This window comes from Stenotrophomonas sp. STK17_22 (genome assembly GCF_051983905.1).
Lineage (GTDB): Bacteria > Pseudomonadota > Gammaproteobacteria > Xanthomonadales > Xanthomonadaceae > Stenotrophomonas > Stenotrophomonas maltophilia_A.
This window is the reverse complement of the sequence record NZ_CP197010.1, coordinates 2020254-2039223: the sequence shown is the minus strand read 5'-3', so window position 1 is coordinate 2039223 and position 18970 is coordinate 2020254. Positions and strand designations below refer to the sequence as shown.

18 protein-coding genes are annotated in these 18970 nt (G+C 66.6%); 9 read left to right on the top strand and 9 right to left on the bottom strand.

What is annotated here, in order from left to right:
• Window positions 1–17 precede the first annotated feature (17 nt).
• Window positions 18–905, top strand: coding sequence for a DMT family transporter (locus ACSYS9_RS09465; protein WP_071228919.1), 888 nt, complete (start codon window positions 18–20; stop codon window positions 903–905).
• Between the two features lie 139 nt (window positions 906–1044).
• Here the strand turns inward: ACSYS9_RS09465 and ACSYS9_RS09460 are convergent, their stop codons facing one another.
• The 3 genes from ACSYS9_RS09460 to ACSYS9_RS09450 all read right to left on the bottom strand — a co-directional run bounded on the left by ACSYS9_RS09460 (window position 1045) and on the right by ACSYS9_RS09450 (window position 3770).
• Window positions 1045–2049 carry an aminoglycoside phosphotransferase family protein gene (locus ACSYS9_RS09460; protein WP_071228920.1) on the bottom strand — a complete coding sequence of 335 codons (1005 nt, stop codon included), beginning with the start codon at window positions 2047–2049 and terminating at the stop codon, window positions 1045–1047.
• A gap of 99 nt (window positions 2050–2148) precedes the next feature.
• A complete protein-coding gene (locus tag ACSYS9_RS09455; RefSeq protein ID WP_071228921.1) occupies window positions 2149–3183 on the bottom strand; it encodes a DUF418 domain-containing protein in 1035 nt (344 codons plus the stop codon).
• Window positions 3180–3770, bottom strand: coding sequence for a TetR/AcrR family transcriptional regulator (locus ACSYS9_RS09450; RefSeq protein WP_071228922.1), 591 nt, complete (start codon window positions 3768–3770; stop codon window positions 3180–3182). The genes ACSYS9_RS09455 and ACSYS9_RS09450 overlap by 4 nt, the downstream gene beginning before the upstream one ends.
• Before the next feature lie 143 nt (window positions 3771–3913).
• Here ACSYS9_RS09450 and ACSYS9_RS09445 point away from each other — a divergent pair, with 143 nt between their 5' ends.
• Entirely contained in the window at window positions 3914–4339 is a 426-nt protein-coding gene (locus ACSYS9_RS09445) for a DoxX family protein (RefSeq protein ID WP_049421317.1), read from the top strand.
• Here the strand turns inward: ACSYS9_RS09445 and ACSYS9_RS09440 are convergent.
• The gene (locus tag ACSYS9_RS09440) at window positions 4312–5115 is read right to left on the bottom strand and encodes an APH(3')-II family aminoglycoside O-phosphotransferase (protein ID WP_071228923.1); all 804 of its coding nucleotides are present in this window, start codon (window positions 5113–5115) and stop codon (window positions 4312–4314) included. The two genes, ACSYS9_RS09445 and ACSYS9_RS09440, sit on opposite strands and share 28 nt — an antisense overlap.
• 41 nt (window positions 5116–5156) lie before the next feature.
• Window positions 5157–5660 carry a DUF2938 domain-containing protein gene (locus ACSYS9_RS09435; RefSeq protein WP_071228924.1) on the bottom strand — a complete coding sequence of 168 codons (504 nt, stop codon included), beginning with the start codon at window positions 5658–5660 and terminating at the stop codon, window positions 5157–5159.
• A gap of 55 nt (window positions 5661–5715) precedes the next feature.
• Between ACSYS9_RS09435 and ACSYS9_RS09430 the strand changes: the two genes are divergently transcribed.
• The 3 genes from ACSYS9_RS09430 to ACSYS9_RS09420 are packed head-to-tail and all read left to right on the top strand — an operon-like array spanning window position 5716 to window position 7869.
• Complete coding sequence (locus tag ACSYS9_RS09430) at window positions 5716–6381, top strand: ArsR/SmtB family transcription factor (protein ID WP_071228925.1); 666 nt, start codon at window positions 5716–5718, stop codon at window positions 6379–6381.
• Between the two features lie 14 nt (window positions 6382–6395).
• On the top strand, window positions 6396–7124 hold the full coding sequence (locus ACSYS9_RS09425) for a GNAT family N-acetyltransferase (protein ID WP_071228926.1): 729 nt from the start codon (window positions 6396–6398) through the stop codon (window positions 7122–7124).
• Window positions 7125–7152: 28 nt separating this feature from the next.
• A complete protein-coding gene (locus ACSYS9_RS09420; protein WP_071228927.1) occupies window positions 7153–7869 on the top strand; it encodes an SDR family NAD(P)-dependent oxidoreductase in 717 nt (238 codons plus the stop codon).
• On the opposite strand, the gene ACSYS9_RS09415 is transcribed toward ACSYS9_RS09420, so the two are convergent.
• On the bottom strand, window positions 7863–9374 hold the full coding sequence (locus tag ACSYS9_RS09415; protein ID WP_071228928.1) for an MFS transporter: 1512 nt from the start codon (window positions 9372–9374) through the stop codon (window positions 7863–7865). The two genes, ACSYS9_RS09420 and ACSYS9_RS09415, sit on opposite strands and share 7 nt — an antisense overlap.
• A 96-nt stretch (window positions 9375–9470) precedes the next feature.
• On the opposite strand from ACSYS9_RS09415, the gene ACSYS9_RS09410 reads away from it, so the two are divergent.
• Both ACSYS9_RS09410 and ACSYS9_RS09405 read left to right on the top strand, forming a co-directional pair.
• Entirely contained in the window at window positions 9471–10397 is a 927-nt protein-coding gene (locus ACSYS9_RS09410) for a LysR substrate-binding domain-containing protein (RefSeq protein ID WP_428992376.1), read from the top strand.
• A 63-nt stretch (window positions 10398–10460) separates the two neighbouring features.
• Window positions 10461–12407 carry an EAL domain-containing protein gene (locus ACSYS9_RS09405; protein ID WP_071228929.1) on the top strand — a complete coding sequence of 649 codons (1947 nt, stop codon included), beginning with the start codon at window positions 10461–10463 and terminating at the stop codon, window positions 12405–12407.
• On the opposite strand, the gene ACSYS9_RS09400 is transcribed toward ACSYS9_RS09405, so the two are convergent.
• Window positions 12404–13015: a TetR/AcrR family transcriptional regulator gene (locus tag ACSYS9_RS09400; RefSeq protein ID WP_049398557.1), complete on the bottom strand. Its 612-nt coding sequence runs from the start codon at window positions 13013–13015 to the stop codon at window positions 12404–12406. The genes ACSYS9_RS09405 and ACSYS9_RS09400 overlap by 4 nt on opposite strands.
• A gap of 104 nt (window positions 13016–13119) precedes the next feature.
• Between ACSYS9_RS09400 and ACSYS9_RS09395 the strand changes: the two genes are divergently transcribed.
• On the top strand, window positions 13120–14196 hold the full coding sequence (locus ACSYS9_RS09395; protein ID WP_071228930.1) for an MBL fold metallo-hydrolase: 1077 nt from the start codon (window positions 13120–13122) through the stop codon (window positions 14194–14196).
• Between the two features lie 80 nt (window positions 14197–14276).
• Here ACSYS9_RS09395 and ACSYS9_RS09390 read toward each other — a convergent pair whose 3' ends face one another.
• A complete protein-coding gene (locus tag ACSYS9_RS09390; protein ID WP_177179524.1) occupies window positions 14277–14576 on the bottom strand; it encodes a hypothetical protein in 300 nt (99 codons plus the stop codon).
• A gap of 195 nt (window positions 14577–14771) precedes the next feature.
• On the opposite strand from ACSYS9_RS09390, the gene ACSYS9_RS09385 reads away from it, so the two are divergent.
• The gene (locus ACSYS9_RS09385; RefSeq protein ID WP_071228932.1) at window positions 14772–17891 is read left to right on the top strand and encodes a discoidin domain-containing protein; all 3120 of its coding nucleotides are present in this window, start codon (window positions 14772–14774) and stop codon (window positions 17889–17891) included.
• A 94-nt stretch (window positions 17892–17985) separates the two neighbouring features.
• On the opposite strand, the gene ACSYS9_RS09380 is transcribed toward ACSYS9_RS09385, so the two are convergent.
• Window positions 17986–18960 carry an ABC transporter substrate-binding protein gene (locus ACSYS9_RS09380; protein ID WP_071228933.1) on the bottom strand — a complete coding sequence of 325 codons (975 nt, stop codon included), beginning with the start codon at window positions 18958–18960 and terminating at the stop codon, window positions 17986–17988.
• Between the last annotated feature and the right edge of the window lie 10 nt (window positions 18961–18970).

Below are 18970 nucleotides of genomic sequence, written 5' to 3'. Positions count from 1 at the left end.
CCCCCAGCGCCACCCCGATGCGGGCGGCGCTGCTGATGCTCGGCAGCACGATGGCCTTCGGCCTGATGGCCGTGGCGATCCGCTATGCCACGCGCTACGTGCCCACCCAGGAAGTGGCGTTCTTCCGCAACGCCTTCGGCCTGCTGGCGTTGCTGCCGATGCTGCTGCGGCCAGGCCACGCGCCGCTGAAAACCCAGCAGCTGCCGCGCTACTTCGTGCGCAGTGCGATCGGCCTGGGTTCGATGCTGTGCGCCTTCTGGGCACTGGGCCACCTGCCGTTGGCGCAGGCGGTGTCGCTCTCCTACTCCACGCCGCTGTTCGTCACCATCGCCGCCGTGCTGTGGCTGGGCGAGACCGTTCGCGTGCGCCGCTGGGCGGCGGTGGTTGTCGGCTTCATCGGCGTGCTGGTGATCGTGCGTCCCGGCACCGCCGGTTTTACTGCGGGCAGCCTGGTGGCGGTGGGTGCGGCCGTGCTCAGTTCGCTGGTGGCGATCCAGATCAAGCAGCTCACCCGCATCGACAGTGCCGATACCGTAGTGCTCTACACCTACGTGTTCTGGGTGCCATTGTCGTTGGTGCCGGCCGTGTTCGTCTGGGTCTGGCCGACCGGCGTGGCGTGGTTGTGGCTGCTGGCCACCGGCGTGCTTGGCACCATCGGCCAGCTGCTGTGGACACGTGCGCTGCGCCTGGGCGAAGTCTCCGCGCTGACTCCGATCAGCTTCCTGCAGTTGCCGCTGGTAACGCTGTTCGGCTGGCTGCTGTTCAACGAAACGGTTGACCGCTGGACGATCATCGGTGCCGGCATCATCCTCGCCGCCAACGCCTACATTGCCCATCGCGAGGCCGTGTTGTCGCGCCGCGCCGCGAGCGCAGCGGCCTCTGCAGCGGCCAAGCCCGCCGAGTAGAGCCACGCCACGCGTGGATGATTCCTGCACCTGATCAACGATGGCGGCCCGAAGAGCCGCCGAGCGTAACTGTAGAGTCGAGCCATGCTCGACTCATCGCGTGCAGCGCGACGCTTCATCGATGGCAGGTGACAGGCATTTACAGCGCGCGATACACCCGCTCCGCCGCATCGAACACATTGCCCGGCGCGAACTGCTCGCCCAGGTAATGCAGCGACTGCCGGCGCAGTTGCGGCGAGCGCTCCTCACCATCGCTGCCCAGCAGCACCTGCTGGAACTCGATCAGATCCTGCAGGATGCGCCAGTGCCGGTACCAGGCGATCCAGCGCGGATCGCCGCGGTCGCTGCCGTAGCCGTCCTCGAAGCCCAGCGGATTCTCGCGCCCCCAGCGCCCGCCAACCGCCGCACCGATGAACATCAGGTCGCGCTCGCGCGGTGCCAGCGACAGGCCATCCCAATCAATCAGGTGCAGGCCCCCGTCATTGCCCATCAGCAGGTTGCCGGCATGCAGATCGGTGTGGCACAGGTGCAGGTCTACCGGCACGTCCTGCAAGGCCGCGAGCAGTTCCCGTGCCTGTGCGTGCAGCGCTGTGATGCGCGCGTGCTGCTGGTCCCATACCGAAACGAATGCGCGGCCCAGCCCGTCCTTCGCGGCCGCCAGGCCCTCGCCGGCCAGCCATTGCCCAACGGTCTCCAGCGCCGCCGTTTCAAGCCGCACGATCGGCAACGCCTGCTGCAGTTCCGGTGGCAGCTGCGCGCCGTGCAGGCGCCGCAGCACCTGACCCAGCCGTTTCCACTGCGTGCGGCTCAACGCTGCCTCGAACCCGGACTGGCCTTCCACATAAGGGAACAGGGTGAACTGCAATCCCCAACGTTGCACCGACGCACCACCGGTCAGTGCCGGCCACGGCGCGACGATCTCATCGATACCCAACGTGCCGCGCATCCAGTGCAGGCTGTCCCACACCGATGGGTCGACCTGGTAGGTGCGGCATTTCAACCACCACTGCCCGTGCCGCGCATCGACGCGATACACGCTGGCATTGGCGTCGGCGCCCACCGGGCGTGGCACCACGGCGGTGGGGGTGATGCCATAGGATTGTTGCAGGACTTCGCCGAGATGCTGCGCCGAAGCGAATGACATGGATGCAAGCGGAAAGTGTTACCTGCCGCCACTATCGCAGATGCGCTCGCCACGACACAGACATGTCCGTCACAACATCACCTCGGCACGACCAGAGAACTAGCCTGCAATACGGCGCATCACCGCCTCCAGCGGACCGCGCGCGAACTGCCATGACCACAGCCACGCCGCAGCGGTCGCCAGCATCAGGAACAGCAGCGCCCACAACAGCACCGACGCCAGCGATGCACGGCCATCGAGCAGGCCCAGGCTTTCCAGCGTGCCCATGCCCAGCAGGATGTGACCCACATACAGGGTCAGGGTCATGCGCCCGGCCGCGGTGAACGGCTCCAGCCAGTCGCCCGGGCGTACACGCGTCAGCCACAGGCAGGCGGCGATGACACTGCAGGCCGCGCCCGCACCAGTAAGCACGTAGGCGGGTCCCGGCGGCATCGGCTGCGTTCCCAGCCACGCCTGCCAGGGCGTTCCGTGCGCAAGATGCTGCACGCCATGACCGGCGCCGATCAGCAGCAGCCCCAGCACCAGCAATGCATGCTGCACCCGCGGCTGCGACAACTGAAGGCGCGCCAGCAGCATGCCCAGCAGGAAGAAGCACAGCCACGGCATCAACGGGTGGAAGCCATTGAACAGCAGGTTGCGGGCCGCGCCCGGCCATTGCCACAGACCGGTGTATTCCAGCGTCTGCCAGTTCCATCCCTGGCTGTAGTCCCAGTGCAGCAACGCCCAGAACGAACAGGCCGCCAGGCCCACGATGCTGGCCAGCAACACCCGCGGCGAGGCACGCAGCCACAGCACTGCCAACGCGAAATACACCGCGTAGTAGTGCAGGATATCGGCCGGGAACAGGGTCAGGTTGAGCAGGCCCAGCACCATCAGGAACAGCGCGCGCCTCCAGGTCTGCACGCTGGCCGGCCACCACCCTTGCCGCTGCGTGGCCAGCACCAGGCCCAAGCCGGCCAGCGTAACGAACGTCGCCGAAGCCTTGCCTTCCAGCAGATGGAAGAACCCTGCCAGCCAACCCTCACCCTCTGCCGGCACGGCCATCGCCAGACGGAAATTCACCAGCACCATGCCGGCCAGTGCCAGGTAACGCGCCAAGTCCAGACCGTGCAACCGCCGGTCAGCAGCATTCATGCGCGTGCCCCGAGCAGCAGCGCGAGCAGGCCAAGATCCAGCGATGCTTCATCGGTGCCCTCGGCTTCGCCCAGCCCCCGACGCAGCGCATCGCTTTCGATGGCATCCAGCAGCACCTGCGCCTGCAGTGCCGGCGCCAGTACGGGACGCCGACGTTCGCGCTGTGCCATCTGCTGCAGGGCTTCGGCCAGCGTCGCCTGCAATTGCCTGCGATTGGCCGCGAAGGCCTCGGCCACGGCCGGATTGCGTGCACTCTCGGCCAGCACCTCCACTGCAAGTGTTGCCCACTCCGGCTGCCGGCACAGTGCATGGAAGTCCTGCAGGAAGGCCATCACCTGTGTGCGTTCGCCATCGGACGCGGCCAGTCGCTGCAGCAACGGTGCCAGTTCTTCGCTCTCGGCCACCGCCACCGCAAGGATGATCGCCTCCTTGCCCGGGAAGTGGTTGTAGAGATTGCCCAGGCTGACGCCGGCCGCCTGCGCGATGTCACGCATGCTGGTCTGGTGGAATCCCTTCACGAGGAAGCACTGCAGGGCGGCCTGCAGGATCTGCGCGATGCGTTGCTCGTTGCGGTCGGCTCGGTTCATGGCGCAAATAGTGAACGAACGTTCGTCCAATTAGAAGCTGGCAATCCGGCCAACGCCGGGCTCCGTTCAGCCAGCCTTGACCTCAACTGCGGTTGAGGCCCGATACTGCGCGGCCTGTCCCACGCTCAAGCCGGAGTTCCTGCATGCCACGGATGATCATCACCCTGCTCGACAGCCGCGTGCTGTGGTTCCTCGCGCGGCTGTTGCTGGCCGTGGTGTTCCTGTCCTCGGGCCTGGCCAAGCTGCTGGCGTGGGACAACAGCGTGGCCGAAATGCAGGCCGCCGGATTGCAACCACCTGTGCTGTTCAACATCGCCAGCGCCGTGGTGCTGCTGGGCGGCGCACTGTGCCTGCTGCTCGATCGCCTGCTCTGGCTGGGCAGCGGCGCGCTGGCGGTGTTCATGCTGCTGACCATCGTCATCGTGCATACCTTCTGGAACAAGCACGGCGCCGAACAGCAGCTGGCCCTGTTCTTCGCGCTGGAACACCTGAGCGTGGTCGGTGGCCTGATCTGCGCGGCCATCGCCAGCCATGCGCGGGCTCAGAAGAACTCGTCGAGCAACCGGTAGAACGCCAGCCGGCGCTCGTCGGCCACCGCACCGTAGCGTTGGAACAACGGCGCGACCCAACGCGTGTCGCCGAAGTTGTGGACCAGGCTGCGCGCGGCCAGCGCCAGGTCCTGGTAGCGGTCGGCCACACCCAGCCGGCCACAGTCGATGAAACCACTGAAGCGGCCCTCGGCCACCATCAGATTCGGCAGGCACGCATCGCCATGGCTGACCACCAGGTCTTCATGGTCGGGCCGGGTGCTGCACAGTTCGGCGAAGACCTGCTGCGGACTCTGCCCCAGGCGTTCGTCATCGAAATCATCGGCATCCACCAGGCCCGCTTCAATGCGGGCCTGCGCGACCTGCACGCGCGACGCCAGTCGCTGGTCGAACGGACAGGCTGCCACCGGCAACGCATGCAGCTCGCGTAGCGCGTCGGCCAGCAGCTCCACCAGCTGCTGCGGCGCGAGCTCCGGCGACGAGGCCAGGTCGCGGCCAGGCAGCGCGCTCATCAGCAACCAGCGCCGGCCCGCCTCTTCGGCAGTGGCAATCACCGTTGGCACCGGTTGTCCCTGTGCCTGCAGCCAACGCAGGCGTGCGATCTCATCGCCCAGCTCACTGAAGGCGTCGATCACTTCCGACTTCAGGAAAGCATCGGCCTGGCCCGGCCGATGCACGCGGGCAACATCCGCACGCGACACACCGATCGATTGCCGCTCGATGCGCGCATCGGCCAATGCGTCCTGCCACGCCCACGGCAGCGGCATGTCATCAGTGATGGGTTTGGGTGCTTCCATGCCGAGGTGTTCCTGTTGCCGGTGACCCCACGGATTCTCGCTCATCCTGCATGGACCGCAGCCAACAACAACGCGGAAAGGTACATGCCCAGGCCGAACACACTGTGCGCCACCAGGCTGCGCAGGCGCGCCTTGCCCGGCGCCGGGGTCTTTGAAGCGGCAATGCCCGCGCCCATGCCCGGCTGCAGGATGAGGAACGGTGCAGCGACGCTGAGGATGCCGAAGGCCAGCGCCGGCCACAGTGTCGGCGCCTGCACCCAACCGTTCCCCACCACGGCCAGCAGCAACGCGGCGAAGACCACACCGATCACGTAATGCGCGGTCCAACCCAGCGCGCGCTCGCCACTGACCACCGCCGAGCGGCCGATGCCATCGTGGCGGAAGCGCCCGCGCGGCAGATGCCCCAGCCAGCGGCCCACCATCGCGAAATCCAGCGAGGGAATGCCGAGCAACCGTCGCTGTAGCAGGGCCCACAGATCCATCACCGCGGTTGCGCCCACGCCGATTACCACCACATCCATCACGAATGTCGCCAGGCCAGCCATATCGCATACCTTCAATTATTTGCTTGAATGATAGAGCGATGCTAGCGTGCCGGCCATGAACACCGCAACCGAGCCGCCACCCTCACCGCTGGAGGCCCTGGCCGAGATCGCCCGCACGCTCGGCCACGCCCATCGCCTGGCCCTGCTGGAGCACATCGCCCAGGGCGAGCGCGCAGTGGAGCGCCTGGCCGAACTGACCGGACTGTCGGTGGCCAATACCTCCCAGCATCTGCAGCAGCTGCGCCGTGCCGGCCTGGTTCAGACCCGACGCGATGGCAAGCGCATCCTCTACCGCAGTGGTGAGGGTCCGCTGGGCAACCTGCTGGCCGCGCTGCGCGACTATGCCGACCACCAGCGCAGCGAGATGCACGGTGTGATCCACGATAGCCTGCAGCGCCGCGATGCTCTGGAAGGTCTGACTGTCGAGCAGTTGCTGGAACAACGCGGCAGCGTGGTGCTGCTGGATGTGCGGCCGCGTGAGGAATTCGATCTGGGCCACCTGCCCGGCGCGCTGAACATTCCCGTTACGGAACTGCGTGCACGGATGGACGAACTGCCGCGTGCCGTCCACATTGTCGCGTACTGCCGCGGTCCCTACTGCGTGCTGTCCAACGATGCGGTGGCGATGCTGCGCGAGGCCGGACTGACCGCGCAGCGGCTCGCCGCCGGTTACCCCGAATGGAAGGCCGCCGGCCTGCAGGTGGACCTGCCCCGGCACTGAGCGAGACACCGGTCATGGATGATGTGTTTGCCCCGTTGATCGATGCGACCTGGCGCAGCGTGTTCTCCGGGCAGCGCATGCTGCAGGATGATCCACTGCTGCAGTTGGCGTGCAGCGATGATTTCGATGAGGGCGAGGACGGCATGCTGCTGCAGCCGGTCGTGGGCCCCGCGCGCGCACTGCTGCGCCCGGCCCTGGCCGCTCGCCTGCAACTGCACGCGCAGCCGCACTGGACGCTCCCGCAGCTGCAACTGCGCCTGCAGCAGCTCGGCCAGCGCACGCATGGCGCGGATCGTATCTTCTACTTCCCCGCCGCAGAACTTGCGGCCCTGGCCGAGCGCCCTGCACCGCCACATATCCGCCGTCTTGGCCCGGCCGACGCAGGCGTGTTCGACGGGTTCCAGGCCAGCGCGAGCGAGGAGGATCTGGATGCCGCCTGGGTCGAGCTGGACCACTGGCAGGTGTTCGGCGCCTTCGATGGCGAGCGGCTGGTTGCCGCGGGGAGCATGTACCCGTGGAGCCTGGATCCGGCCCTGGCCGACATGGGCGTGCTGACCCTGCCCGAGGCCCGCGGTCGCGGGCACGCGCGCCAGCTGGTACACGCCATGGCCGTGTCCGCACAGACGGCGGGGCTGCAGCCGCAGTACCGTTGCCAGCTCGACAACACCGCCTCGATCATTACCGCCGAACGCAGCGGCCTGCGTGCGTTCGCCGATTGGGACACCGTTCTGGCGGCCGACTGAGGCCGCCGCAGTACAACAAGGAAGCAACATGAAATTGATGGTCATCGGCGCCAGCAGGGGCCTCGGTCGGGCGTTCGTGGAAGGCCTGTGCAGTGCAGGCGACACCGTCATCGGCGTTTCACGCAACCGACCGCGCGATATTGAATGCCCCGAGGGCGTCACCCTGCAGTGGATCGAAGCCGATCTGTCCCAGCCGACCGTGGCTGCCGACCACATCGCAGCACAGGCACCTGCCGATCTGGATGTGCTGATCCACAACCTGGGCATCTGGGAACAGACCGCCTTCAGCGACGAGTACGCCTTCCTCGACGAAACCGATGCCGCGCTCACCCAACTGGTCGACGTCAACATCACCGCCACCCTGGTGCTGCTGCAGCGCCTGCTGCCGCGGGTGCTGGGCGCGCCACGCCCGCAGCTGGTGCTGACCGGCTCGACCTCGGCACTGCCACGCAGCGGCCGCCCGGAAGTGGCGTTCGGCGCATCCAAGTTCGCGCTCAACGGCATCGCCGATGCACTGCGCGAGGGCTTCCGCGATCGCCGCCTGGCGGTGACCAGCCTGCAGCTGGGCTACCTCAACACCGACGATGCACTGTCAGTGCCGGTGGCCGAGGCCGCAGCGCGCGGCGACGGCGAGCTGGTGCCGGTGCACGACGTCGTTGCGATGGTGCGCGCGTTGCTGCAGTTGTCACCGTCCGGCTTCGTGCGCGAACTGGTGCTGCCGGCCATCGCCGACCCGCGCTACTGACCGCGCCTGCACAGGCCAGGCTCACCCTCTTCGCGTAACAGGTACCCAAGCACGATGGCGGTCAGCACGGTCGCCATCGCCAGGACAAACAGCTGGCCACGGACGGACTCCATGTATGCCTGGGCCAGCGCCGTTCTCGAAACGCCGGGCAATGCCTCCACCGCTCCGCCAAGGTCGCCCATGGACAGCCTGTGCACGGCGGCACGGGCCACGACGCTGGCCTCAAGCGCCATACTCCCACCAATGCGGGATGAGAGCATGATGCCGACAAGCGCGAGGGCAATGGAATCGCCTGCCAGTCGCATTGCGTTGAAGATGCCCGCGGCCATGCCTGCCTGCTCTTTGCCAACCACGCTGACCGCCAGGCCATCCATGATCCCCCAAGGCAGACCGATGCCGATCCCGATGACCAGCATCGGCATCCAGCGCACAGAAGGTAGCTGGAACACCTGCGCCAGCCATGCCAGCCCAAGCGCGCCGATCAACAGGCCCGCACAACACAGCGTCCGCGCCGGAATCCAGCGCAGCAGGTGACCCGCAACCAGGGGAACAACCAGCAATGGCGCAGACAGTGCTGCCATCGCCAGTCCAGCCTCGGTGGGCCGCAGCCCTTCAACACCGATGAACCCCGCCGGCAGCACCACCAGAAGAACGACGTACGAGAACGCGGGGGCAGCGGCGAGAATCTGCACGCCGACAAAGCGCCGGTTGCGGAACAGCCCGAGATCCAGCAGCGGTGTTCGATGGGAGCGCTCGACGGCAATGAACGCGGCCAGCAACACCATCGAGAGCGCCAGCAGTACCAGCGTCTGCGGATGCAACAGGCCGCGTTCCGGCAGCACGATCATGGCGTAGGTGAGTGCCCCCAGCGCCAGCATGAAGGTGACGGCGCCCAGCCAATCCAGGCGTGGCGAACCGGTGCTCTTCGATTCGACGGATGACAGGGCGACCAACGGTACGGTCAGGGCGGCCAGCAACGCAGGCAGGAAGAACACCCATTCCCAGCCCAGCGCATCGATCAATCCGCCTGCCAGCAGCGGACCGCCTGCGGCTCCTGCACCAAAGGTGGTGCCGATCAGGCTGAACACCCTAGCCCGCGCCTGGCCGTCGAACACCTGCGCCAGCGACGCCATCGCACCGGCAAACGCAGCCGACGCCGCCATCCCCTGAAGCAGTCGCAGTGCATTGATCCACGCCACATCGGGCATCAAGGGGACCAGGCCGGTGACGAGCGCAAACGACGCGCCGCCCAGAAGCCAGATCCGGCGCCTGCCATGCAGATCGGCCAGCCCACCGGCCACCAGCGTGGTGCAGCCGTAGGTCAACAGATAAGCGTTGATGATCCAGGACAACGCCGCAGGCGAACCGCCCAGCGCGTCCCGGATGGCGGGAATGCCCACGGCGGGGCTGGCAATGCTCAAGGGAATGGTGAGCGCCGTCAGGCAGCCCGCCAGCACCACTCCAAAGCGTGATGATCCGGCCGTCTCAGCAGAGGCAACAGACATGTCGATGAAGCTCCAGCGTGGCCAGGCGCCACCGCATTGATGCTATCGACGACGCTATCGCCTAAGAATCCATCGTTGTGTCCGTGCTTTAATGACATGAACGTCATCAATGGCCATGTCATGGACAGCTTTGCCGGTCTCAGCCTCTTCGTTCTGGTCGCCGAGGCACGCAGCTTCGCGGCCGCAGCACGACAGCGTGGCATCACCCCTTCGGCGGCAAGCAAGACCATTGCCCGGCTGGAAGAGCGTCTGGGCGCCCGCCTGCTGAATCGCAATACCCGAAGCGTCAGCCTGACTGCCGAAGGCGAGCAGTTCCTTGAACGCTGCCGTCGCATCATGACCGAGGTCGCCGCAGCGGAGCGCGAGCTGACCGACGCCCAGGCCGCGCCCAGCGGTCGCCTGAAGGTCAGTCTTCCACTCGCCAGCGGACTGATGCTGCCGGTGCTATCGGCCTTTGCGCACCGCTTTCCCGCCATCGAACTCGACCTGCACTTCAGCGACCGTCTTGTCGATGTCATCGAGGAGGGCTTCGACGCCGTTGTCCGCACGGGCAACCCCGCCGACTCCAGGCTGCACGGCCGCAACCTCGGCAGTGCCCGCCTGCTCTGTGTGGGCGCCCCTGCGTACTTCGCCAAGCGCGGCACGCCACAGCACCCGGATGATCTGAGCGGCCACGCGTGCCTTCTCCATCGCTTTCCCGGCACCGGCCTGATCGAACGTTGGCCACTGCCCACGCATGAGGGAGGCACCGAGCTGCGACTGACTGCCGCAATGACCGCCAATCATCTTGAGACGATCCTGCACATGGCCATTGATGGCCATGGCATTGCGTGCCTGCCCGACTTCGCCACGCGTGATGCGCTGGACCGCGGTGAACTCGTCAGCGTCCTGGACCCATGGAGCACCGAGCGCAGCACCTTCTGGGCCCTCTGGCCAAGCCATCGCCATCAGCAGCCGCGTGTACGCGCGTTTGTCGATTTCATGGCCGAACACCTCCTGCCCGAACCCAGCCAGTGCAATTGAACCTGCGCCCTGCTGCGACTACGCTGCTCGTCACTGGCCGTCGGTCACAGGCGGGAACCTGCTATGGATGCGCTTTCACGGGTCTCGGCCCAGGTCCTGGACAGCGCCCTGCCCAGCCTGCCGCTGTACCTGCTGCAGGCCACGGCGGTGATCGGCATGATCGGCGTGCTGCTGATCGCCACCCGCCGCGCCGGGCACGCCATTGAAGGCCGTCGCCTGTATGTCGGCGTGGCACTGGGCCTGATCTACCTGTTCAATTCCTGGTTCGTGGCCCGTTACACCCAGGGTGTGGTCAAGCTGCACCTCGGCTTCGACATCCTGCTGGTCAGTGGCCTGCTGGGCGGTTGGCGCGGTGGCCTGACCTGCCTGGCCGCCAGCCTGCTGTCGCGCTACCAGTTTGCCGGCACCCAGTATTTCCTGCCGGCCGGCCTCGAGGCCACGCTGCAGATGCTGGCCGGCGTCTGGCTGCGCAGGCGCCTGCACCCGCGCATGCTCAATGAGCTCTCGCTGCGCGTGATCCTGCAGGCCTGGGGCGTGCGTATCGCCGTCACTGCGTTGGGCCTGGCATTGGGCGTCGCAATCATCGGCGCCAATCAGCTGCCCGTGGAGGAGTTGGCAATCCAGCGGCTGCTGGCACTGCCACTATCGCTGCTGATGCTCGGCGCGGTGTTCGCGCTGGTCTACAACGATGCGCAGATCGATGCACAGCGTCAGCGCGAACAGGCCTGGCTGCGGATCGATCCGATCAGTGGCCTGCCCAACATGCGTGCACTTGGCGAACGCCTGCAACATTACTGGCGCGACAACGACGGCATCGGCAAGGCCTGCCTGATCGTGGCCGAGATGGGCAACCTGCGCGATCTGCGCCTGCGCTATGGTCCGCTGCAGGACAACGGCCTGTGGCAGCGCGACAGCACCGACGAGGTGCATCGGCTGCTGCCCTCGCTGCCAGCCGGGCAGCTGGAGATCTACCAGTTCGGCGATGCCGCGCTGGCGATCCTGGTGCGCGACCTGACCTTGTTCGAACTGCGCACGCAGCCGCAGATCACCGAGCTGGCCAGCAACCTGGCCGATCGGGTCGGCCGCGATTGGCCCGGCTTCCGGCCGCTGTTCCGCTGTGCGGTGGTCGAACTGAAGCCCCCCGCCGATGCCGACGAAGGACATCTTCCGTTCCGCGCGATCACCGTGGCGCTGAGTGCGATCGAATCCGGCGTCGTGTTCTTCGACGACCCGATCCAGCGCGACAGCGAGATCGACGCCCTGATCGAAGTCGCCCTCGAACGCTGGCTGCAGCAGGGAGATGCCCCCCTGTGCTACCAGCCCAAGCATCGCCTTCAGGATCGCCAGCTGGTCGGCGCCGAAGCACTGCTGCGCATGCGCGACGGCGAGGGCCGGCTGATCGCGCCGATGCGGGTGATCTCGCTGCTACGCCGGCAGGGGCGGTTGGCTGAACTGGAATGGGCCACGCTGCAGTCGGCCATCCACTTCCTGCAGCAGTGCCGACGCGATGGCTCGCAGTTGAACATCGCCGTGAACGTTTCGGCCGAGTCACTGCGCCTGCCCGACTTCGGCCTGCGCCTGCAGGAATTGCTGGCACTGCACGATGTGCCCGGCGTGATGCTGCGCCTGGAGATCGTCGAATGGACCGAGATCGTCGAACGCGACGTGGTCGATGCCAACATCGCACAGCTGCTGGCGGCGGAGGTCACGCTGTCACTGGATGATTTCGGTGCCGGCTATTCAACCCTGATCCTGCTCTCACAGCTGGCCATCGCCGAGGTCAAGATCGAGCAGGCGTTGATTGCCACCCTGTCCGACGCCAAGTCGCAGTCGATCGTTCGCTTCATCGTCGAAGTCGCGCATCGCTGCGGTGCGATCGTGGTGGCCGAGGGTACCGAAACCCTCGCGCAGGAACAGCAATTGCGCGCACTGGGTGTGGATGTCGGCCAGGGCTATCTGTACTCGGCGGCGCTGCCGGCCGACGAGTTCCGCCGCTTCGCCGCCAGCTAGACCGCGTAGTAACCCAGGAACATCGCCACCGCCGATTCGGCCACGCGTGCGCGCTCCTGTTCGTTCAACGGCGCCTGCCCCATCGTCACCTGCGGCCAGAATGCAAAGCTCTTCACCAGGCCGTGCAGCTGGTGGCCGGCGAACTCCGGATCGACCTGGCGCAGCCGGCCATCGGCGATTGCCGCGCGGATCCACGCACTCTCACCGCTTTCCTTCTCGCCCATGCGGCAGACGATGGCCTGCGCACGTTCCGGCGAATGGATGATCTCGGCCATCGCCACCCGCGCCAGGTCGATGAAGTTGGCATCACTGAGCAGCTCCAGCTTCTGCCCCAGCAGCTGCATCAGCTGCGCCTGCAGCGGCTGATCGGCGCGGTACGGCAGTGCGTCGCTGGCCACGCTGCGCTCCCACAGCTCCTCCAGGATCATCGAGAACAACGCTTCCTTGCTCGGGAAGTGGTTGTAGACGGTGCGCTTGGAGACCCCCGCCACCTCGGCGATGCGGTCCATGCTGGTCGCCTCGTAGCCCGATGCACGGAACTCCTCCACCGCCGCACGCACGATGGCTTCGCGTTTGCGGTCGGTCAGGCGTTGCGGGGCACGGGACATGGCAGGAACCAGATAACTGAACGGACGCCACCATTTTACACCCGGCAGTGTACTTTTGAAAAACACGAAACTACACTGTGCAGTGTACCCAGCGGACGTCACCCATGAAGCGCCTGCTCCTTGTCCTTTTGCTTGGAATCCTCGCCGTGACCGCCTACACCTTCTGCAAGTCCTGGTCCCTCCCCGACTTCCCCGATTCGCCGCAGTACCGCGACGGCAAGTTCCGCAATGCCCTGCCGCGTCCGGCGATGGGCCTGCGCGATGGCGCGGAGATCTGGTGGACGTTTCTGTTCAACAAGCCCAAGGGCACCGTGCCCGCCCACCCCATTCCGGTGCTGCCGCTGGACCGTGCAACCCTGGACGCCGCGCCTGATCGCAGCCTGTTCCGGCTCGGGCATTCCACGATCCTGCTGAAGCTGCGTGGCCAATACTGGCTGACCGATCCGGTGTTCTCCGAGCGCGCTTCGCCGGTACAGTGGCTGGGCCCGGCGCGCTTCCACGCACCGCCGATCAGCATCGACCAGCTGCCGCCGATCGCCGGCGTGATCCTCTCGCACAACCACTACGACCACCTCGACCATGCCGCGGTGATGCAGCTGGCCGGCAAGACCGCGCGCTTCATCGCCCCGCTTGGCGTGGGCGACCAGTTGATTGCGTGGGGCGTGGACGCCAGCAAGGTGGAACAGCTGGACTGGTGGCAATCGACCGAGGCCGGTGGCCTGCGCCTGACCGCCACCCCGGGCCAGCATTTCTCCGGCCGCGGTCTGGGCGACAGCGATCGCAGCCTGTGGGCGTCATGGGTGATCCAGGACGGCGACTTCCGCATCTTCTTCAGCGGCGACACCGGCTACTTCGACGGCTTCAAGGCCATCGGTGAGAAGTACGGCCCGTTCGACCTGACCATGATCGAAACCGGTGCCTACGACCCGCGCTGGGCCTTCGTGCACATGCAGCCCGAGCAGACCCTGCAGGCGCACCTGGACCTGCGCGGCAAGTGGCTGCTGCCGATCCACAACGGCACCTTCGATCTGGCGCTGCACGCATGGCAACAGCCGTTCGAACGCATCACCGCACTGGCCGCCGCAAAGAACGTGCCGGTGGCCACGCCGATGATGGGCGAAGCACTGGACATGCAGGCGCCGCAGGCGGGTACGCGCTGGTGGGAGACGGTGGAGCTGTAATGGGGGATGCCGCTTGACCTGCCGGAAGCCATGTAGAGCCGAGCCATGCTCGGCTGCTTCTGAGAAGTGCGCCGTGGACGTCAAACAAGCTCAGCTTTGGAGTCACCGCAATTGGAGACGCCGCCAGCATTGCTGACATCGACATGCACGGTTATCAATTCGGCTTCCGGTACCGCATTCTGGACCTGCACGCATGCGGCACGCGCGACATCGTCTGCGGCTGTGCCTTCTCGCTGGAATCGCAACGCCAACACGCCCGGCGAACCACTGCCCAGCAGCGCATCGTCGCACCCCACCTCTGCAAGACCTCGCTCAAATGCACTGAGATCTTTTCCGGTATCAGGCACTCGGTACATCAGCGTGAAACTGAACTCCATCATCAATCCATTTCAGATCGGTGGTCGTTGCCAATCAGCATAGGGGCAAGCCTGCAGCCGTCCAGAGCCACATCCGTCAGCGCTCCCGCGATGGCAGCGCCAGCGCCCGGCGGCGCTGCAGTGCGTCATGTAACCGATTACATCCCTTGCTAGCGTAGCGCTCGCCCGATTCCGGTCGAACCTGCGAGGCTGTCCGTAATGACGTTGCGCGCCGAACGCTCCAAGGTCTCCCGCCCACCTGCCCCATGGCGACCCGCCGCCACTCTGATGCTCGCCGTCCTGGCATCCTCCGCGCAGGCACAGACATTGCCACCACGCAGCCAATGGCAGGCCAGCGCCTCCTCGCAGCAGGTACCGGCGATGGCGATCAGCCACCTGATCGACGGCGACCCCGGGACCGTCACCGGCGGTGCCTTCAGTCCGGGCCACTGGTTCCAGATCGACCTCGGCGCGCCAACAATGCTGGCCGGCGCACGCCTCACCTGGGATGTCTCCAACCCGGAAGGCTATTCGCTGCAGACCTCGCTGGACGGCACACAGTGGCAGACCGCGTACACCATGGCCGATTCGCTGGGCGACGTGGAAACGCTGTACTTCGCGCCACGCCAGGCGCGCTACCTTCGGTTGGCCAGCCCGCAGCGCACGTCCGACTGGGGCGTGTCGATTTTCGAGATGGAGCCGCTGGACAGCACGCTCAGCGCACGCATCAGCGGTGTCGATGCAACGCAGGCGGCGGCGCTCTGGCAAGGCGGTGGCACCGTCGCGGTTCCAGCCGGAAAAGGTGGATCCCATACGCTCGAGATCATGCTGCCTCGCGCCCAGTCCACGGCCGGTCTCGCGGTCGACTGGGCCGATGGCGGGCGCGGCGCCGCCCGCTTGCAGGCGCAGGACGCACAGGGCCGATGGCAGGACCTCGCACACGATGCACAGGCGGCCAGCCATCGGCAGAGTTGGCTGGCTGCTGACACGGCACAACCTCTACGTGCATTCCGCCTCACCGTGGACGGCGCTGCCCCGCAGATCGCGCGCCTGCGCCTGCTCGGCCAGAAAGCGGTGATGACGCCGATGAAGCGCTACCAGATCGCGGCCAGCGGCGCGCAGCGTGCGTTGTTCCCGGCGTCGCTGCAGATGCAGCAGACCTACTGGACCGCCGTGGGTGTGCACGCGGGTCGGCAGAAATCCATCTTCGACGAATACGGCAACCTGGAAGCGTTCAAGGGTGCGCCGCTGGTGCAGCCGATCTGGCGCAATGCCGATGGCAGCGCAGCCGGTGCCGCCGGGCAGAAGGTGCAGCACGCACTGCGCGACGGCTGGAAGCCAATGCCCTCCGCCACCTGGTCACCGCAACCCGGGCTGGAGCTGCGCAGTGAGGTGTTCGCCATCGAGCGCGATGGCCAGCCGGTGACCTTTCTCCGCCATCGACTGCACAACACCGGCACCACCGCGATCGACGGCACGCTGACCCTGGCGGTACGACCGATGCAGATGAACCCGCCATGGCAGAACGGTGGGCTGTCGCCGATCCGCGAGGTCGCCGTCGAAGCCAACACGGTGCGCGTGAACGGCCGCACGCTGCTGCGCTCGCTCACGCCGGTGGCTGCGTCCGGCGTTGCGCCGTTCGGGAAGGACGGCACAACGGAGATCACCGCGGACATCGCTGCCGGCGAACTGCCTTCCTCGCAGCAGGCACGTGACGAGCAAGGACTGGCCGCAGCCGCATTGAGCTACCGGATCCGCCTCGCGCCCGGTGCCAGCGATGCGGTGGTCGTGGCGTTCCCACTCGGCACCGCCGCTGCCGATGCCAATGGCGTGCTGCCCGAGGCACCTGCGCTTGACCTGGCCACGCTGCCCCGTGATGCCGATGCAGCGTTCGAGACGCTGGCCACGCAGGCGTCCGCAGATTGGCAGGCGCGGCTGGGCCAGGTCGGCCTGCGCCTGCCCGATCCCTCGCTGGTCGACATGCTGCGCGCGCAGGCTGCCTACATGCTGATCAACCAGACCGGCCCGGCCATGCAACCGGGGCCACGCAACTACAACCGTTCCTTCATCCGCGACGGCATGGCCACCTCGGCGGTGCTGCTGCGCATGGGCGAAGCCAAGGTCGCGCGCGACTACCTGGCGTGGTACAGCCAGCACGGCGTGCACGGCAGCGGACTGGTCTCGCCGATCCTCAACGACGATGGCAGCGTCAACACCGGCTTTGGTTCGGACATCGAGTACGACAGCCAGGGCCAGTATGTGGCACTGGTCGCCGATGTCGCCCGCCTCGATGGCGGTGCGGAGTCGGTGCGCGCGTACCTGCCGAAAGTGAAGGCGGCGCTGCGCTTCCTGCAGCAGCTGCGCGAGCGCACGCTGGTAGCGGGTTACATGGCTGACCAGCCTTCGCCGGAACGCTTCGCGGGCATCCTTGCGCCATCGATCAGTCATGAGGGCTACCCCTCGCCCACCCACAGCTACTGGGATGACTACTGGGGCCTGAAGGGCTGGCACGACGGTGCGTGGCTGGCAGAGGCACTTGGCGACCATGAAACCGCCCGTTGGGCGCGCGAACAGTACAAGCTGCTGTACGACGCATTGCATGCCTCGATCCGCGCCACGATGGCGTGGAAGGGCATCGACTTCATCCCGTCCTCGGCGGATCTGGGTGATGGTGATCCCACCGGCGTATCCATCGCGCTGGATCCCACCGGCGCGCAGAGCGTGCTCCCGGCCGAGGCGCTGCGCACCACCTTCGCCCGCTATCTGGACGATGTGCGCAAGCGCAACCAGCCCGGGGCGCTGTATGCCTACACCCCGTACGAGATCCGCAACGTGCTGAGCTATGTGCACCTGGGCCAGCCGCAGGCGGCCGACGAGCTGCTACAGGGGCTGCTGCATGATCGGCGCCCGCTTGAGTGGCAGGTGCTGGCCGAGGTCGTGCATTCGCGGCTGCGCTTCCCGCGCTATCTGGGCGACATGCCGCACACCTGGATCGGCGCCGAGTATGGTCGCACGTTGTTCGGCATGCTGATGCGCGAGGACGATGACGCGTTGTCATTGCTGCCGGGCACGCCGCCCTCGTGGGTGGCGGGCGATGGATTGGCGGTGGAGCGTCTGCCGACCGCGTATGGCACGTTGCAGATGCAGGCGCGGCAGCGCGACGGCACGCTGACGGTCACGCTTGGTAAAGGGCTGCGCAGCGGGACGGCGGTGAAGGTCTGGTGGCCGGCGCGGACGATGCCGAACACGGTGCGTGTGGATGGACGCGAGGTTACCGCGTTCGATGCGGAAGGCGTGCGCGTGGCGAAGCCGTTCAAGACGCTGGAGGCGCGTTGGTAGAGTCGAGCTTGCTCGACTGCATTTCGCCGATCACCATGCGCCAGTCGAGCAAGCTCGACTCTACAGGGGCGCGCCGGGCCATGCCCGGCGTCATCTACAACGTCGGCAATCCCGGCGGATTGGTCTGCGACTGCGGCACGGCCTCCTCGGCCACGTTCCAGCGCGCCAGCGCCTGGGCATAAGTGCCGCTTCTGATCTGGGTGTTCAACGCCTGGGTCACCGCATCGGCCAGGCCACTGCCCTTGCGCGTGGTCACCGAGATCGCTGCGGCGTTCGGCCAGCCGCCCGGGAACAGGCCCACACGCCGCACCTTGCCATCGCGCGCCGAATAGGCGCCGGTGGCGTTGGGCTCGAATGAGACATCGGCGCGCCCGGTGATCACTGCCAGCCGCCCAACCACGGCGTCATCGAAGTACTGGTACTCCACCGGCTTCAAGCCAGCGGCGATGTTCTGCTGGTCCCACTGCCGCAGGATCTGGTCCTGGTTGGTGCTGGCACCGACCACCACCTTCAGCCCGGCAACGTCGGCCGGCTTTTCGATCTTCTGGATCGGCCCCTCAGTGCGCGTGTAAATTCCCAGCAGATCGTAACGGTAGCTGGAGAAATCGAACTTCTTCTTGCGCTCTTCGGTCACCGTCACGTTCGACAGCACCGCATCGTACTTGCCTGATTCCAGCCCCAGCGGCCAGTCGGCCCACGCCACCGGCACGATCACCAGCTTCAGGCCCAACCCATCGGCAATCAGCCGTGCGATGTCCGGCTCGATGCCCACGACGTCCTTGCTGTCGGCGCCGTAGTCGGCCAGCGGCAGCTGCCCCGGATGGGTGGCCACGGTGAACGTACCGGGCGTGACAAAGCGATAGTCGGCCGGGATCAACGCCTGCGCCCTCGGATCGAGCGTGCCCTTCAGGATGGCGGTGTTCGCACCCGCCAGGCTGGTTGCGGCCACGGTGCCGGTATCCGGCGCCTGACGCACGCGCGAGTAGACGATGCCGGCGATGCCGATGACCAGCACACCCACGACCAACAGGGTGCTGCGCGAGGGGCGACGCGGTGCTGCAGGGCTCATGGTGTTCCTT